Origin of the sequence: Mycobacterium appelbergii (genome assembly GCF_032883035.1) — a bacterium.
In the GTDB taxonomy this organism is placed as follows: domain Bacteria; phylum Actinomycetota; class Actinomycetes; order Mycobacteriales; family Mycobacteriaceae; genus Mycobacterium; species Mycobacterium appelbergii.
This window is the reverse complement of the sequence record NZ_JAMQTH010000008.1, coordinates 123,099-138,190: the sequence shown is the minus strand read 5'-3', so window position 1 is coordinate 138,190 and position 15,092 is coordinate 123,099. Positions and strand designations below refer to the sequence as shown.

Here is a 15,092-nt window from a genome sequence, read left to right as displayed (position 1 = left end):
GATTCACTCTTCGGCAGGCGGGGGCGGGCCGTCGGCCAACAACCGCCGGAAGCCGTCCTCGTCGAGGATCGGCACACCGAGTTCCACGGCTTTGTCGTACTTGGATCCGGGTGCATCTCCGGCCACCACGTAGGCCGTTTTCTTCGACACCGAACTGGCGGCCTTGCCGCCGCGGGCGATGATGGCCTCTTTGGCCTCATCGCGGGAGAACCGGGGCAGCGATCCGGTGACCACGATCGACAGTCCCTCCAAGGTGCGCTCGATGCTGCTGTCCCGCTCGTCGGCCATTCGCACTCCGGCCGCGCGCCACTTGTCCACGATGGCCCGGTGCCAGTCGACGGTGAACCATTCGACGACCGCGGCAGCGATGGTCGGGCCCACGCCTTCCACCGCGGCCAGCTGCTCCTCGGAGGCCGCGACAATGGCGTCCAGGCTGGCGAACTCGGTGGCCAGGGCACGCGCAGCGGTCGGCCCGACGTGTCGGATGGACAACGCGACCAGGACGCGCCACAACGGTTGTGCCTTGGCCTTGTCGAGGTTGGCCAGCAGGCGTTTCCCGTTGGCCGACAGTTCGCCGGCCTTGGTGGTGAACAGATCGGTACGCAGCAGGTCCTCGGCGGTGAGGGTGAACAGGTCGCCCTCGTCGGCGATGACACCGTGCTGCAGCAGCGCCGTCCCTGCCTCGTAGCCCAGGCCCTCGATGTCGAACGCACCGCGCCCGGCGACGTGAAACACCCGCTCCCGCAGCTGCGCCGGGCAACTGCGGGTGTTGGGGCAGCGGATGTCGGCGTCGCCCTCCTTGCTCGGTGCGAGCGTGGTGCCGCATTCGGGACATGCTGTGGGCATGACGAATTCACGCTCGGATCCGTCGCGCAGATCGACCACCGGGCCCAGCACTTCGGGGATGACATCCCCGGCCTTCCGGATCACCACGGTGTCACCGATCAACACGCCCTTGCGCTTGACCTCGGTGGCGTTGTGCAGCGTGGCCAGCCCCACGGTCGAGCCCGCCACCTTGACCGGCTCCATGTACGCGAACGGGGTGACCCGACCGGTCCGTCCCACGCTGACCCGGATATCGAGCAGCTTGGTGGTGGCCTCCTCAGGCGGGTATTTGTAGGCCACTGCCCAGCGCGGCGCGCGAGACGTCGACCCCAGCCGCCGCTGCAGTGCCACCTCGTCGACTTTGACCACCAGACCATCGATTTCGTGTTCGACGTCATGTCGGTGTTCGCCCCAGTACGCAATCCGCTCGGCGACCTCGTCGACACCGGAAACCCTGGTGGTGTGTTGCGACACCGGCAACCCCCACGCCCCCAGCGCCAGGTATGCGTCGTGCAGCGTTTTGAACGCGAACCCGTCGGGAGCTTCCATCCGCCCCAGGCCGTGACAGATCATCCGCAATTTGCGGCGTGCGGTGACGGCAGGGTTCTTCTGCCGCAACGACCCGGCCGCGCTGTTGCGCGGATTGGCGAACGGCGGTTTTCCTTCGGCAACCAGTCCGGCGTTGAGGTCCTCGAAATCGGCGACCCGGAAGAACACCTCGCCGCGCACTTCGAGCACGTCAGGCACCGGGAACTCGTCGGATCCACTCAGTTGCTCCGGGATGTCCTCGATGGTGCGGGCATTGAGCGTGACGTCCTCACCCATGCGCCCGTCACCACGGGTGGCCGCCCGCACCAGACGGCCGTTCCGGTAGACGAGTGCCAGCGCGACACCGTCGATCTTCAACTCGCACAGGTAGTGGGCGGTGCCGCCGGTCTCGCCGCGAATCCGCGCGGCCCAGGCCGTCAACTCGTCGGAGTCGAACACGTTGTCCAGCGACAACATTCGTTCCAGATGCTCAGCCGGGGCGAAATCGGTGGCAAAGCCCGCGCCGCCGACGAGCTGGGTGGGCGAATCGGGAGTGCGGAGTTCGGGATGGGATTCCTCGAGTGCCTGCAGTTCCCGCAGCAGCGTGTCGAACTGGGCATCTGAGATGACCGGCGCGTCTTTGACGTAGTAGCGGAACTGATGTGCCCGCACGTCGTCAGCGAGTTCCTGCCAACGTCGCCGCAGGTCAGCGTCGGGCTGCTCGGGTAGCACCGCTTCGGGATCTCCGCTCGACTTTGCGCTCACTCTGGCAGGTTAGCCGAGGCGGCCGACACGCTTCGACCCCTCATCAGGCGTTCAGTGCGGCCGCTAACCTTGACTCCATGCCTCACCCGATCATGTTCCGCGATGACGACCAGGGCCTGGCAGAGCTCCGCGCTATCACACTCGGCTTTCCCGAAGCCTTCGAGAAAGTGTCATGGGGCAGGCCGGTGTTCTGCGCGCCGAAGATGTTCGCCATGTACGGCGGCAATGCCAAGACCGAAACGCGCGGGGAGATGACCGCGTACCCGCATTCCCTGCTCATCAAAGTCGACGACAGTGACCGCAGGTCGCTCGAGCAGGACAGCCGGTTCTTCTTTCCGGCCTACGTGGGGCCCTTCGGCTGGCTGGGCCTGGATTTCACTGCCGCGAACGTGGACTGGGACGAGGTGCGCGAACTCGTCGACGCCTCATTCCGGTTGGTCGCGCCACGCAAGCTCATCAGGCAACTCGACGAAGCCGGTAATTGACCGGCGGGCTACCGCGTGCGTAACGCCAGGGCGATTCTGTCGCGATGACAGCGCCCTGGCGTTACGCACGCGGACGCGCCTAATCCTCGACGTAGGCACGCAAGCGGTCGATGGCCCGGTCCCAACGACGCGACAGCGTGGTCAGGTAGTCGCTGGCCTCGGCCAGTGGCTCGGGTTCGATGCGCCAGATCCTTTCCCGGCCCTGTCGTCGACTGCTCACCAGCCCCACCGCCTCCATCAGCAGCAAGTGCTTGGTCGCCGCCTGTCGTGAAGCCGAAATGACCTGCGTCAGTTGCGCAGTCGAGCTAGGTCCGTCATCGCAGAGCCGGATGACGATCCGTAACCGGTTGGGATCTCCAAGCGCATCGAACAGTGGGGCACGCTCGTCGACGGTGACGGTCACACCGGTGCGTCCTGCGCGAGATACTTGCGCACCAGTTCGGTCTGGGCGGCCCAGCCCTCGCTGTTGGATTCGAAGGCCGAGACACGTCGATCCGCGGGGATGGCGTCGAATCCGGACTCGACGATCTTCAGCAGCACCCCGTCGGCCTGCTCGATCAGCGTGAACTCGACCAGCGTCGTGGGTTCGGCCGAATAGTCGACGCCGGGTTCCACGGCGTACGGATGCCAGCGGAATGACAATCGGTGCGGCGCCTCGACAGCGACGATGTGCCACGTGTCGGCCTCGCCTGCGTACGGCTCCTGGGACGCGGCCACCTCGGCGTCGACCTCGGTCGGCGTCATCACGCCGGACAGCGAGGCGCCGGGCACGAACGGTCCGTCGAAGCGGACTCCGAACCACCGCCCGAACTCCTCGGCATTGCTTATTGCCCGCCACACCCGGTCCAGCGGTGCGCGCAGCAGAACTTCCTTCTCAATCCGATCAGAACTCATATGCAACCTTTCAGTTGCTCCTCAGCTTAGAACTGAATCGGCTCAAGCGCAACCTTTTGGTTGCTTCTCTCAGAATGCGTCCGGATCCTCGGCGAACACGTCGGCGACCCGCTGCGCCAGCTCGACAGCGGTGCGCGCCCACTCCGGTGTGGCGCCGGCAAGGCCACAGGCCGGCGTGATGCCGATCCGCTCCCGCAGCACCGACCGGGCGAAACCCAGCCGGTCGGTCACCGACACCGCTGCCTTGGCGATCTCTTCGACCGAGGGGCTACGCGCAGGCGCCGTCGTCGGCACGACGCCGAGCAGCACGGTCCGGCCGGATTCGACGAACTCACCGATCCCGTCCAGATCCGCGACCGTCAATGTCGAGACGTCCACAGAAATCGCCTGAATCGCACTGCGCAACAGACCCTTCCACGGCAGCTCCGGCGCGCAGCTGTGCAGCACCACCTCGGACGCGGCCGCGGTGCACTGGTCCAGCAGGCTCATCGCCAACGGTTCGTCGACCGGATGCACCGGCGTCACGCCCGTCACGCCGGTCAATCGTCCGGCCAGCGCGGCGGGCAGAGTCGGTTCGTCGAGTTGGAGCACCACCGGAGTGTCGAGCCGGCGGGCCAGCTCCGCACGGTGCACTTTCAGGCCCTCCGCCAGTGAGGCCGACAGGTCACGCAACGCACCGCGGTCGGTGATGGCGCGATGACCGCCGGTCATCTCCAGGTGCGCGGCCAGGGTGACGGGTCCGGGCGCCTGTACCTTCACCACGCGCCCGCTGCCTCGCAGCCCGGCCCGCTCCCAGGCTTCCTCGAGTGCATCGATGTCCTCGCCGAGCAGGCTCACGGCACGCCGCGTCGCGGCACTGCGCCCCGACGCGATGCGGTACCCACGTGGCACCGTGTCGATGCCGATGTCGACCAGCAGCGCACCTGCGCGTCCGATCATGTCCGCACCGATCCCCCGGGCCGGCAGCTCGACGAGATGGGTCAGCGTGTGCAGCTCGCCGACGACGACTTCCGCCGCCTCGCGCGCCGCCGTACCCGGCCATGATCCGACACCGGTGGCTCCGGCGAAAACACTCACGCGCGTGCGATGGTGGCGCTGGCGATGACCTCGTCACCGGCCGGATCGGGCCGGTACAACACCAGGGTCTGGCCGGGCGCAACCCCACGCAGCGGGGTGCGCAGCGTCACGGCAAGGTGCCCGTCACGCAGTTCGGCCACCACATCGGCGATACCACCGTGGGCGCGCACCTGCACCTGGCACTCCACCGGACCCTCGGGGGCCGAACCGCTGGTGAAAACTGGTTTCTCCCCGGTCAATTCCCATATTTCGAGATCCTCCACCGGGCCCACCCGGACGGTGCCGCTGTCCGCATCGATGGCCGTGACGTACCTGGGCCGACCGTCAGCGCCCGGCCCGGCGATGCCGAGGCCCTTGCGCTGACCGATCGTGAAGCCGTGCACGCCCTCGTGCTCGGCGAGCACCACGCCGCTGGGATCGACCACGGCGCCGCGCCGCACGCCGATGCGGGCCCCCAGGAACGCCTGGGTGTCACCGGAGGGAATGAAGCAGATGTCGTGACTGTCGGGCTTCTCCGCGACCGCCAGACCGCGACGCGCAGCTTCTTCGCGGATCTGCGGCTTGGGCGTATCGCCGATCGGGAACATCGCGTGGCGCAGCTGTTCGGCGGTCAGCACACCCAGGACGTAGGACTGATCCTTGTCCGCGTCGACAGCGCGGCGCAGCCGCCCGTCCGAAAGCCGGGCGTAGTGGCCGGTGGCGACTGCATCGAAGCCCAGCGCCAGCGCCCTGGCCGCCAGGGCCGAGAACTTGATGCGCTCGTTGCACCGGACACAGGGATTCGGGGTTTCACCGCGGGCGTAGGACTCGACGAAGTCGTCGATCACGTCGTCTTTGAATCGGTCCGCGAAATCCCATACGTAGAACGGGATGTCGAGAATGTCGGCGACCCGGCGCGCATCCCCGGCGTCTTCCTTGGAGCAGCACCCCCGTGATCCGGTGCGTAGCGTCCCAGGCGCGGAGGACAGCGCCAGGTGTACTCCGACGACATCGTGACCGGCGTCGACCATCCGGGCGGCAGCCACCGAGGAGTCGACCCCACCGCTCATTGCGACCAGTACCCGCATCACTTCACCGTGCCCGCGCTCGCCAACGCTGCCTGCCTGGCCCGGTCTACCGCGGCAGGCAGCACCTCCAGCGCCCTGTCAACATCTGCACCGGTACTGGTGTGGCCCAACGACAGTCGCAATGACCCACGTGCGTTGGCCGGGTCGGCGCCCATCGCGATCAGCACGTGGGACGGCTGCGCCACCCCTGCGGTACAGGCCGATCCCGTCGAGCACTCGACACCCTTGGCGTCAAGCAGCATCAACAACGAATCACCTTCGCAGCCACGGAAAGTGAAGTGGGTGTTACCGGGAAGTCGGGCGTTGCCACGGGCGCCGTTGAGGTCGGCGTCGTCGATGGCCGCCAGCACGCCGTCGATCAGCCGGTCCCGCAAGGCCTGCACCCGGGCACTGTTGACGGTCATTCCTTCGATGGCCACCCGCGCCGCCGTGGCCATCGCGACCACGCCTGCCACATCCGGTGTGCCGGACCGGACGTCGCGTTCCTGTCCGCCCCCGTGCAGCAACGGGACGCATGCGGTGTCGCGGCGAAGCAGCAGCGCACCGACACCGGCCGGACCGCCGAACTTGTGTGCGGCCACGCTCATCGCGGCCAGTCCGCTGGCGGTGAAATCGACCGGGATCTGGCCGACAGCCTGGATCGCGTCGCTGTGCATCGGAACGTCGAATTCGGCGGCGACGGCGGCCAGATCGGCGATCGGCATGATCGTGCCGACCTCGTTGTTGGCCCACATGATCGTGACCAGCGCGATGTCACCGAGCTCGTGGTGGGCGGCCAGTACCTCGCGCAGCGCATCGGGGGCGACCGCACCGTCGGCATCGACCGGCAGCCAGGTCACCTCGGCGTGCTCGTGATCGACCAGCCACTGCACGGCGTCGAGCACCGCGTGGTGTTCGACCGCGGTGGTGACGATCCGGCGCCGCTTCGGATCGGCGTCACGGCGGGCCCAGTAGATGCCCTTAACCGCGAGGTTGTCGCTCTCGGTGCCGCCTGCAGTGAACACGACCTCCGACGGCCGCGCTCCGAGCAACTGGGCCAGCGACTCGCGCGCCTCCTCCATCCGGCGGCGGGCCAGGCGCCCGGAACCGTGCAGCGAGGATGCATTACCCACGCTGGCCAGCGCGGCGGTCATCGCCTCGATGGCGGCGGGATGCATCGGGGTGGTGGCGGCGTGATCGAGGTAGACCTGCCCGCCTGAGGACGCGGTCGGGATGGCGGTCATAGCTCATCCAGAATAGCCGCCGTCCGGCCACCGGCCCGACCACCCGCTCAGGCCACCAGAACGTGCGCGGCTCCGCTCGGCTGTGGCTGTGGCCTCCGCACGGCCGCTTCGCAGCGCAGCGCCAGATCACGGCGGTCATCGCCGGGCAGTTGCAGCGAGCCGACATGCACGTGGCAGACGGTGCGTCGGGCGGTGATCACCCGCCGTACCGACCGCAGTAACGTGTCCTCCCCGACGAACGCCGGAACGGTCGACGGGCGTCCGTCGCGGTGCCGATAGGCCAGTCGCAGCGGCTGTACGGGTCGGGCCGCATCGATGGCGGCCTGGAACATCGCCGGCCGGAACGGCCCGTACTCCAGGCCACACCAGGTGGTGCCCTCCGGGAAGGCGACGACGGTGTGCCCGGCACTCAACCGATCGGCCACGGCGCCCACCACCGCCGGAAGCCGGCGCAGGCTGCCCCGGTCGATCGGAATGACCTTCATGATGCGGGCGAGCCTGCCGAGCGCGGGCCATTCGACGAGGTCGGCGCGGGCCACGAACGAGCCCGGCAGCACCGCGCCGATGGAGAAGATGTCCAGCCAGGACACGTGGCCGCTGACCACCAGGACACCCTGCAGGTTGCGGATCGGACCACCGGCCACGCTGATCCGCACGCCAAGGCAGCGCAACATGAGCCGGCAGTAGAACCGCTGGATGTGCGTGCGGCCCGGAAGCGGCACCGCGAGCAGCGGTACGCCGGGCGCCAGGAGAATCGCCATCGCCACCCGCACCGTGGTGCGGATCCAGACCACGGCCCGCCGGCCCGTGTCAGCGCTGCCGACCTGGACGCAGCCGGCGTCACACGAGGCCCGCGGCAACCAGGAGTGGTCGCAGCCCCGGCTGGTCATGCCGACATCCCGTCAGCCAGGCCGGTTGCCGCCGACACCGACCGCAGGCGTTTCAGGTAGCGGGTATCGGCCCGGCGCTTGTCGAGCAGGGCCGGGAAGTCGCCGACGCCGAAATCCGGGTCGTGGGCCGGGTCACCGCAGACCTGCGCCCCCAGCCTCAGATAACCGCGCATCAACGGTGGCACCGTGGTGCGCGACGGCGGGTCGATGTTGTCCAGGCTCTTCCCGTCGAGCACCACCGGCCGGTACGGGTGCACGGTGTATTCAGCGGGCGCGGCGTGCCTGCGTCGCACGAAGTCGCGCACCCCACGGATCCGGGTGCCCGGCGGTCCGTCGGCATCGCCTGCCACCGGCACCGATACGCAACCGGCGACGTAGTCGTAACCACAGCGGTCCAGGTAGGCCAGGATGCCCGCCCACATCAGCAGGACCACGGCACCGTTGCGGTGGTCGGCACGTACCACCGCGCGACCCATCTCGACCAGCGAGGGACGCAGCGGGTCGAGGCCGCGGACGTCGAACTCGGTGGCCGTGTAGAGCCCTCCGGCGGCGATGGCACCGGGCGGCGGCAGCATCCGGTAGCAGCCGACCAGTTCACCGGAATCCTCGTCACGGACCAGCAGGTGATCGCAGTATTGGTCGAAGTGGTCAGCGTCGCGGCCGTCCACGGTGCCGGACAGCTCGAAACCGGGTTCGGCGGTGAATACGTCCTGACGGAGCCGCTGGGCGGCGTCGATGAGCTCTGAGTCGGTGGAAAGCACCAGTGAGTAACGCGGCGTCTCCGCCGACGGCGTTGGGCGATCTGCGGCGATGAGAACAGCTGAAGTGCTCATAGTCTGCACGGTCGCCCAGCCGGGTCGCCGGACGGCATCGCGCGCGTGACATGTCTGTGGAGAATGGGTGACCAGTTGTCGCCGGGCCGCGTCAGCGCTCCAGAAACACCACGTTCGCCTCGACGGGGTTACGCGGTACGGCCAGGCCGTTGGCCGGGAACGCCGGATCCGGGTAGCCGATCGACAGCCCGCACAGAATCGTCAGCTCATCCGGGATCTCCAGCTGGGCCCGCAACACCTCCGGGTATTCCGCGATCGACACCTGCACGCAGGCGCCGAGGCCGCGCTCGGTCAAGGCCAGCACCAGGGTCTGCAGAAACATCCCCACCCCCAGGCTGTCGACCAGGCCGAGGTCACGGTGCATGCAGACGACGCCGCCCACCGGGGCACCGAAGAACTCCCAGTTGCGGAGCCGAGCCTGCCGACGGGCCTCGGTGTCGCTGCGGGCGATGCCCATCGCGCCGTACACCAGGGCACCGAGCTCCCGTCGCAGCGGCAGGAAGGACTCCGGGACACCGGTGGACTCGGGAAAACCGGCGGACGCGGCCTCCAGGAGCGCCGCAACCAGCCGGTCGCGGCGCGCCCCGGAGGTGATGAACACCCGCCACGGCTGAATGTTGGAATTCGACGGCGCGCGCATCGCCAACGCGAGTGCTTCGTCGAGCAACTCCCGCGGTACCGGCTTGTCCCGCAAGAACATGCGGACCGACCGGCGTTCCCGCACGAGCGCGCCGAATTCCGTCATGGCAGCGGTACCCGACGGTCCCGCCGCTGCGCGAGTTCGTCGTCGTCGACGACGACGAGCATCGGCTGGCCGGGTGCGCAGATCATCGTGACGAGGAACCGCAGCGGCACGTCGGTGCGGTTGTTGGCGTCGGAGTAATGGATGACATCGCCACCCGGCTCCCAGAACGCCTCACCGGCCTTGATGACCCGCGGCGCTTCGCCTTCCAGCTCGAAGAGCATCTCCCCGTCCAGGACATAACCGAAGGACGGCCCACCCGGATGGCGGTGCGGCGGTGCTCCCGCGCTTCCGGCCGGCCATTCGATGATCGAGGTCATCACGTGGGCGTCCGACGGTATGAACGGCGGGGTGATGGTCTGGATCGTCGTGATGGCCTTCATCAGTTCAGCGTTGTCGAACACTGGTTTTCTCCCCAATCGTGGTGGGCCGGAAGGTTGTCACTGTTCGGCGAGCCAGTCGGCGAAGCGGATCGTGGCGAGCTTGCCGTCATCGCCGGTGACCAGACTGTCGTCGTCGACCGGTGTGCCGAAGTACGTGGCCTGCGCGTCGAGGACCACGGGCTTGTCCTCGCCCCGCTTGGCCAGCACGGCGCGGGCCATGTCTGCGAACGAAAGCTTCTCGGGCCCGCCGATGTTCACCGGGCTGGTAACCGGTGCCGTCTGCGCGGCCCTGGCCACCTCAGCGGCCACCTCGGCCGAGGCGATCAGCTGGATACGGGCATCGGGCACGCGGACCTCGTCACCGACCACGAGCGAATCGGTGATGGCCTCGGCGAACTCGTGGAACTGGGTGGCGCGCACGATCGTGTAGGGCAGGCCGGAGGCCAGGATGGCCTTTTCCTGGGCCACTTTGGCCCGCATGTAACCACTCTCGGGCAGGCCGTCGCAGCCGACGATCGACAGCGCCACATAGTGACCGACGCCGGTGGCCTTGGCGGCGTCAACCAGATTCCGCGTCGAGGTGGTGAAGAAGTCCATCACCGGGCCGTCGGCGAAGGACGGCGAATTCGTCACGTCGACAAGGACTTCGGCGCCCGCGAGCGCCTCTTTCAGTCCGTCCCCGCTGAGCACGTCTGCGCCCGATTTCCGCGATGCGGCGACCACGTCGTAGCCCGCCTCGGTGAGCAGCTCCCCCACCTTGGATCCGATCAGACCGGTCGCGCCGAAAACTGTGATCCTCATTGTGCGAACAACCTCTCTCACTGGTGTTGATGTCTCCACACCACACTGGCAGTGCACCGCCGCGGACGAGCCCTTGAAAGTCCGTAGTCCCCGCGTCCAGATTGCGCCGAGCAGACACAAAAGCACCCCAAAACCGCGGTTTTGGGGTGCTTTTGTGTCTGCTCGCGCAGCGAGGTCAGCCCTTGCGGGCCTTGACGGCCTCGGTGAGCTGCGGGGTGACCTTGAACAGGTCACCGACGATGCCGAGGTCGGCGATCTCGAAGATCGGCGCCTCTTCATCCTTGTTCACCGCGATGATCGTCTTCGAGGTCTGCATGCCGGCGCGGTGCTGGATCGCTCCGGAGATGCCCAGCGCGATGTACAGCTGGGGCGACACGGTCTTACCGGTCTGGCCCACCTGGAACTGACCCGGGTAGTAACCCGAGTCCACCGCCGCGCGGGACGCACCGACCGCAGCACTGAGCGAGTCGGCGAGCTCCTCGACCACGGAGAAGTTCTCCGCGCTGCCGACACCGCGGCCACCGGCGACCACAACGGTGGCCTCGGTCAGTTCCGGGCGGTCGCCGGCCACCGCAGGCTCACGCTTGGTGATCTTGGTGGCGTTCTCGGCCTGCGCCGGAACCTCGACGTTGACGACCTCGCCGGCACCGTCGGCAGGTGCGGCGTCGATCGAGCCGGGACGCACCGTGATCACGGGGGTGTCGCTGGTGACCTGGGCCTCGACGGTGAACGCGCCACCGAAGATGCTGTGGATCCCGACTGCACCATCGCGGACCTCGACCACGTCGACCAGCAGGCCCGAACCGATGCGTGCGGCCAGTCGGGCGGCGATCTCCTTGCCGTCGGCGGAGGCGGCGATCACGACGCCTGCGGGCGTGGCCGACTCGGCCAGCCCGGCCAGCACGTCGACCACGGGGGTGATCAGGTAGTTCTCTGCGTCGTCTGACTCGGCGACGTAGATCTTGGCCGCACCGGCGGCCTTCAGTCCATCGACCAGCGACGTGGCCGTACCGGGCTTGCCCACCACAACGGCGGCAGGCTCACCCAGCACCCGGGCGGCGGTTATCAGTTCGGCGCTGACCTTCTTCAAGGCGCCTTCGGAGTGCTCAACGAGCACAAGTACTTCAGCCATGAGTTCTCGTTATGTCTTTCGCGTCAAGTGGATGGGTCTAGATGAGTTTTTGGGCGACCAGGTACTCGGCGACCTTGGTTCCGCCGTCACCTTCATCGGTGACCTTCTCGCCGGCCGTCTTCGGCGGCTTGGGCGTTGACGAGAGCACCTTCGACCCGGCGTTGGCGACACCGACCTCGTCGGCCTCGACACCGATCTCGGCGAGGCTGAGCACGGTGACTTCCTTCTTCTTGGCGGCCATGATGCCCTTGAAGGAGGGGAAACGGGGTTCGTTGATCTTCTCGTTGACGCTGACCACAGCAGGCAGCGCCGCCTCGAGGGTGAACACGCCGTCGTCGGTCTCGCGCTCGGCGGTCACCTTCCCGCCCTCGACGGTCAGCTTGCGCACATGCGTGAGCTGGGGCAGACCCAGGTACTCGGCGATGACGGCCGGGACCGCGCCGCCGACGCCGTCGGTGGCCTCGTTACCGGCGATGACCAACTCAGTGCCCTCGATTGTGCCGAGCGCACGGGCGAGCGCCCACCCGGTCTGGATGACGTCGGAGCCGTGCAGGCCGTCGTCTTTAAGGTGCACCGCCTTGTCGGCGCCCATCGACAGGGCCTTGCGGATCGCCTCGGTGGCCCGCTCCGGGCCGGCGGTCAGCAGGGTGACGGTGCCTTCGGCGCCCTCCCTCTCGCGGATCAACAGTGCTTCTTCTACGGCACGCTCGTTGATCTCGTCGAGCACCGCGTCCGCGGCCTCACGGTCAAGGGTGAAGTCGCCGTCGGTGAGCTTGCGCTCCGACCAAGTGTCTGGGACCTGTTTGATCAGGACCACGATGTTCGTCATGACTCTGGTTCGTCCTCCTCGATGAGGCCGGGGACCGGCCTGCAATATCACGTTCTGAGCAACCAGCACCATGTTACTCGCCGGTAACTTGTGGTGGTTCGCAGGAACACCATAACTGGTCGAACTCTGCATTCCGGTTTTCCCCTAGCACAGTCCGGACGTAAGGGAACCGTTCGCGAATAGTCCACCAACCCTTCGCCTGGGTTAGCCTGCCTTCCAATGAGCACAATCGTTGGCGATCCGGAGGACGCCCTACCCCTGACCGGCGAGAGGACCATTCCGGGTCTGGCCGAGGAGAACTACTGGTTCCGCCGCCACGAGGTCGTCTATCAGCGGCTCGCCGACCGCTGCCGCGGTCGCGACGTACTGGAGGCCGGTTGTGGCGAAGGTTACGGCGCCGACCTGGTCGCCGGGGTCGCTCGCGGGGTGATCGGACTCGACTACGACGAGGCCACCGTCGCGCATGTGCGGGCCCGCTACCCGCGGGTCGACATTCGGCATGGAAACCTCGCCGAGTTGCCGCTGGCAAATGGCACGGTGGACGTCGTCATCAATTTTCAGGTCATCGAACATCTCTGGGATCAGGCGCAATTCGTTGCCGAGTGTTTCCGCGTATTACGGCCCGGCGGTGTGTTCATGGTTTCCACCCCGAACCGCATCACCTTCTCCCCCGGCCGGGACACTCCGCTCAACCCGTTCCACACCAGGGAACTCAACGCCGCCGAGCTGACCGAGCTGCTGGAATCCGCGGGGTTCACCCTCGAATCGATGCTCGGCGTCTTTCACGGCGCCGGCCTGGCCGTCCTGGATGCCAGGCACGGCGGATCCATCATCGAAGCCCAGGTACAGCGTGCAGTCGCCGACGCCCCGTGGCCCGAGCAGCTGCTCACCGACGTCGCCGCAGTGCGCACCGACGACTTCGACCTCGAAGAAGCCGGACGCAACAACCGGAACATTGATGACAGCCTGGATCTCGTGGCGATCGCGATCAGGCCATGACTGATTCGAACCCCGGGTCGCTGCGCTCCTGCCCGCCGAACCCGAACCCCGTGCCAGGCCTGTTCACCCTCGTCCTGCACACCCATCTGCCGTGGCTGGCACATCACGGCCGTTGGCCCGTCGGCGAAGAGTGGCTCTACCAGTCCTGGTCGGCGGCCTACCTGCCGTTGATGCGGGTGCTGCGGACCCTGGCTGCCGAGGATCGCACGCATCTGATCACCCTCGGCATGACACCGGTGGTCACCGCCCAGCTCGACGATCCCTACTGCCTCACCGGTATGCATCACTGGCTGGCGAACTGGCAGCTGCGGGCACTGGAGGCAACCACGCTGCGTGAGCAGGAGGCGTTGCGCGAGTTCGGCATTCGCGAGTACGCCGAGGCCGGCGCAGCCATCGAGGATTTCACCACGCACTGGCGGCACGGCGGAAGCCCGCTGCTGCGCGAGCTGATCGACGCCGACACCATCGAGCTGCTCGGCGGGCCGCTGTCGCACCCGTTCCAGCCGCTACTGAACCCGCGGTTGCGCGAATTCGCCCTCCGCGAGGGGCTCGCCGATGCGCAGCAACGGTTCGCCCATACGCCCGAGGGCATCTGGGCGCCCGAGTGCGCGTATGCACCGGGGATGGAAAACGGTTATGCCGCAGCAGGAGTGGGCCACTTCATGGTCGACGGTCCGTCCCTGCACGGGGACACCGCGCTGGGACGTCCGGTCGGCGACTCCGATGTGATCGCATTCGGCCGGGACCTGCAGGTCAGCTACCGCGTGTGGTCACCGAAGTCGGGCTACCCAGGCCACGCCGCATACCGCGACTTTCACACCTACGACCACACCACAGGCCTCAAACCGGCTCGCGTCACCGGACGCAACGTGGCCTCCGAGGACAAGGCGCCCTACGACCCACAGCGCGCCGACCGTGCGGTCGACGAGCATGTCGCCGACTTCGTCGAGGTGGTTCGTCAGCGGCTGCTCAGTGAGAGCGACCGGATCGGCAGGCCCGCCCACGTGGTCGCCGCGTTCGACACCGAACTGTTCGGGCACTGGTGGTACGAGGGACCGGTGTGGCTGGAGCGGGTCCTGAGGGCACTGCCCGAGGCCGGGATCCGGGTCGGCACGCTCTCGGACGCCCGAACCGACGGGTACGTCGGCGCCCCGGTCGAATTACCGCCCAGCTCATGGGGTTCGGGCAAAAACTGGCAGGTCTGGAATGGGGAGGCGGTCAGCGACCTCGTTCACCTCAACAACGAGGTTGTCGACGCCGCGCTGAGCACCGTGGACAAGGCCCTGACCCAGCAGGCATCGCTGAGCGCACCGACGCCGCGGGACCGGGTCGCCGACCAGATCCTGCGCGAAACACTGCTCACGGTGTCCAGTGACTGGCCGTTCATGGTCAGCAAGGATTCGGCTGCTGACTACGCGCGTTACCGGGCACACCTGCACGCGCACGCGACCCGCGAGATCAGCGACGCACTCGCGGCGGGCCGCCGCGAACATGCCGAGCGTCTGGCCGACGGCTGGCACAAGGCCGACGGCCTGTTCGGTGCCCTCGACGCACGACGGCTGCCGAAATGACCCCCACCGCGAGGGTGCGCGTCTGCCGCTCGACCCGCCGTCAATCCA

General features: G+C 67.6%; 16 protein-coding genes. 3 read left to right on the top strand and 13 right to left on the bottom strand.

Annotation, left to right across the window (positions count from 1 at the left end; translation table 11 throughout):
• Positions 1-3 precede the first annotated feature (3 nt).
• Positions 4-2,118 (bottom strand): NAD-dependent DNA ligase LigA, encoded by a 2,115-nt coding sequence (gene ligA / locus M1247_RS19555; RefSeq protein WP_458695238.1) that lies wholly within the window; start codon positions 2,116-2,118, stop codon positions 4-6.
• A gap of 77 nt (positions 2,119-2,195) precedes the next feature.
• On the opposite strand from ligA, the gene M1247_RS19550 reads away from it, so the two are divergent.
• A complete protein-coding gene (locus tag M1247_RS19550; RefSeq protein WP_317158043.1) occupies positions 2,196-2,603 on the top strand; it encodes an MmcQ/YjbR family DNA-binding protein in 408 nt (135 codons plus the stop codon).
• A 79-nt stretch (positions 2,604-2,682) separates the two neighbouring features.
• Here M1247_RS19550 and M1247_RS19545 read toward each other — a convergent pair whose 3' ends face one another.
• From M1247_RS19545 to M1247_RS19490, 12 genes are all read right to left on the bottom strand, one after another.
• On the bottom strand, positions 2,683-3,006 hold the full coding sequence (locus tag M1247_RS19545; RefSeq protein ID WP_317158042.1) for an ArsR/SmtB family transcription factor: 324 nt from the start codon (positions 3,004-3,006) through the stop codon (positions 2,683-2,685).
• Entirely contained in the window at positions 3,003-3,497 is a 495-nt protein-coding gene (locus M1247_RS19540; protein ID WP_317158041.1) for an SRPBCC family protein, read from the bottom strand. The genes M1247_RS19545 and M1247_RS19540 overlap by 4 nt, the downstream gene beginning before the upstream one ends.
• A gap of 69 nt (positions 3,498-3,566) precedes the next feature.
• Positions 3,567-4,574: a uroporphyrinogen decarboxylase/cobalamine-independent methonine synthase family protein gene (locus tag M1247_RS19535; protein ID WP_317158040.1), complete on the bottom strand. Its 1,008-nt coding sequence runs from the start codon at positions 4,572-4,574 to the stop codon at positions 3,567-3,569.
• Positions 4,571-5,641 carry a tRNA 2-thiouridine(34) synthase MnmA gene (gene mnmA, locus M1247_RS19530; RefSeq protein ID WP_317158039.1) on the bottom strand — a complete coding sequence of 357 codons (1,071 nt, stop codon included), beginning with the start codon at positions 5,639-5,641 and terminating at the stop codon, positions 4,571-4,573. The genes M1247_RS19535 and mnmA overlap by 4 nt, the downstream gene beginning before the upstream one ends.
• Positions 5,641-6,864, bottom strand: coding sequence for a cysteine desulfurase family protein (locus M1247_RS19525; protein ID WP_317158038.1), 1,224 nt, complete (start codon positions 6,862-6,864; stop codon positions 5,641-5,643). The genes mnmA and M1247_RS19525 overlap by 1 nt, the downstream gene beginning before the upstream one ends.
• A gap of 47 nt (positions 6,865-6,911) precedes the next feature.
• The gene (locus M1247_RS19520) at positions 6,912-7,754 is read right to left on the bottom strand and encodes a lysophospholipid acyltransferase family protein (protein WP_317158037.1); all 843 of its coding nucleotides are present in this window, start codon (positions 7,752-7,754) and stop codon (positions 6,912-6,914) included.
• Positions 7,751-8,587 (bottom strand): GNAT family N-acetyltransferase, encoded by an 837-nt coding sequence (locus M1247_RS19515; protein ID WP_317158036.1) that lies wholly within the window; start codon positions 8,585-8,587, stop codon positions 7,751-7,753. The genes M1247_RS19520 and M1247_RS19515 overlap by 4 nt, the downstream gene beginning before the upstream one ends.
• Positions 8,588-8,678: 91 nt before the next feature.
• On the bottom strand, positions 8,679-9,332 hold the full coding sequence (locus M1247_RS19510) for a nitroreductase (protein ID WP_317158035.1): 654 nt from the start codon (positions 9,330-9,332) through the stop codon (positions 8,679-8,681).
• Positions 9,329-9,712 (bottom strand): cupin domain-containing protein, encoded by a 384-nt coding sequence (locus tag M1247_RS19505; protein ID WP_317158273.1) that lies wholly within the window; start codon positions 9,710-9,712, stop codon positions 9,329-9,331. Before M1247_RS19505 ends, M1247_RS19510 begins: the two co-directional genes overlap by 4 nt.
• A gap of 57 nt (positions 9,713-9,769) precedes the next feature.
• Positions 9,770-10,513: an SDR family oxidoreductase gene (locus M1247_RS19500; protein ID WP_317158034.1), complete on the bottom strand. Its 744-nt coding sequence runs from the start codon at positions 10,511-10,513 to the stop codon at positions 9,770-9,772.
• Between the two features lie 175 nt (positions 10,514-10,688).
• A complete protein-coding gene (locus M1247_RS19495; RefSeq protein ID WP_317158033.1) occupies positions 10,689-11,645 on the bottom strand; it encodes an electron transfer flavoprotein subunit alpha/FixB family protein in 957 nt (318 codons plus the stop codon).
• Positions 11,646-11,682: 37 nt separating this feature from the next.
• Complete coding sequence (locus M1247_RS19490; RefSeq protein ID WP_317158032.1) at positions 11,683-12,474, bottom strand: electron transfer flavoprotein subunit beta/FixA family protein; 792 nt, start codon at positions 12,472-12,474, stop codon at positions 11,683-11,685.
• 219 nt (positions 12,475-12,693) lie between these two features.
• Here M1247_RS19490 and M1247_RS19485 point away from each other — a divergent pair, with 219 nt between their 5' ends.
• Together M1247_RS19485 and M1247_RS19480 are read left to right on the top strand one after the other, a co-directional pair.
• Positions 12,694-13,473, top strand: a complete 780-nt coding sequence (locus M1247_RS19485; protein ID WP_317158031.1) for a class I SAM-dependent methyltransferase — start codon at positions 12,694-12,696, stop codon at positions 13,471-13,473.
• Complete coding sequence (locus M1247_RS19480) at positions 13,470-15,044, top strand: 1,4-alpha-glucan branching protein domain-containing protein (protein WP_317158030.1); 1,575 nt, start codon at positions 13,470-13,472, stop codon at positions 15,042-15,044. Before M1247_RS19485 ends, M1247_RS19480 begins: the two co-directional genes overlap by 4 nt.
• Positions 15,045-15,092 lie beyond the last annotated feature (48 nt).